We start from the raw sequence: 1322 nt of genomic DNA, 5'->3' as shown, positions 1-1322 counted from the left end.
CCTAGACCGGCCGGCGGAGCGGGCCTGGGCGGCCGACTGGATCGCCGAGGCCTTGCGATCGGCCGGACTGGAGCCTTCGCCCGAGGTGCGCGAAGAGGTCTGGTCCGCCCTCGGCGCCCTGGCGCCCGCGCCCCGCGACCAGCGCACCCTGACGGTCTTCTGCGCCCTGGTGCAGGACCGGCGCGTCGCAGCCGCCCTGGAGCCGCTTACGCTCAAGGGACCGCATGGCGCCCTGCTGGACGGGGCGGACCTCGATCTGCGTCCCTCTCGCTTTGACGCCTTCGAACTGGAAAGCCTGATGGCGACCCCCTCAGCCGTGGCCCCGGCGCTCGGCGCCCTGTTTCATCTTCTGGAGGCCGGGTTCGACGGTCGTCCCACCCTCCTGGTCCTCGACGAGGCCTGGCTCTTCCTCGGAGAGGGCGCCTTCGCCGCGCGGATCCGCGAATGGCTGAAGACCCTGCGCAAGCGAAGGGTCGCGGTCGTCTTCGCCACCCAGAGCCTGGACGACGTGGCGGCGTCCCCCATCGCCGCCACCCTGATCGAAAGCTGTCCGACCCAGGTCTTCCTGCCCAATCCCCGGGCCCTGGAGCCGGCTTCGGGCGACCTCTACCGCGCCTTCGGCCTGAGCCGACGCCAGCTGGAGCTGATCGCCTTCGCTCCGCAGAAGCGCGCCTACTACTGGCGCCAGCCCCAGGGGCGGCGGCTGTTCGACCTGAGGCTGACCGGGGTGGCCCTGGCCCTATGCGGGGCCGGCTCTCCGGAAGACCAGGTCCTGATCGACGCCGTCCTGGCCGAGGGCGGCCGGGAGGGGTTCGCCCGCAATTTCCTCAAAGCCAAGGGAGTGCAGAATGTCGACGCCGTTCTTGACGCCTTCGATCCTTCGCCGGCGGAGGGTTAGGGCCGCCATCCTGATTGCGGCTGCAGCGCTTTTTTCGACCGCCCCGGCCGCCGCCCAGCATGTGGTCTTCGATCCGCGCAATCATCTGGAGAATGCGCTCCAGGCGGCTCGCCAGCTCGAGAGCCTGGCCAATGAGGCGCGAAGTCTCGCCGCCTCGCCCTACAGCCATCTGGCCCAGAACAGCCAGGCCCTGAAGGAGATGGCTGATCTGGCGCGAAGCGTGGAGGGGCTGGCTTCGTCGTCGTCGGATCTGGAGCGCCAGCTGGAGGCTCTTTATGCGACGCGGCCTGATGAGGCCAACCTCGCCGATCTCTTGCGCGAGGGGCGGGGACGTCATGAAAACGCCCGGCGCACCGCCCTCGACCTGGCCCGTCACGCGGCCGCCCTCGAGCGAACGGGGCAGGGGCGTGAGGGGCGGCTGAGC

2 pseudogenes are annotated in these 1322 nt (G+C 70.3%); both read left to right on the top strand.

From position 1 onward, the window contains the following. A pseudogene (locus RT567_RS16950) lies at positions 1 to 898 on the top strand (conjugal transfer protein TrbE); the annotation flags it as partial. Continuing rightward, positions 849 to 1322, top strand: a pseudogene (locus tag RT567_RS16945) (conjugal transfer protein TrbJ); the annotation flags it as partial. The pseudogenes RT567_RS16950 and RT567_RS16945, both read left to right, overlap by 50 nt.

This window comes from Brevundimonas sp. (genome assembly GCF_032107865.1).
Taxonomy (GTDB): domain Bacteria; phylum Pseudomonadota; class Alphaproteobacteria; order Caulobacterales; family Caulobacteraceae; genus Brevundimonas.
The sequence above is the reverse complement of the archived record's forward strand: the minus strand, read 5'-3'. Positions and strand labels throughout refer to the sequence as shown.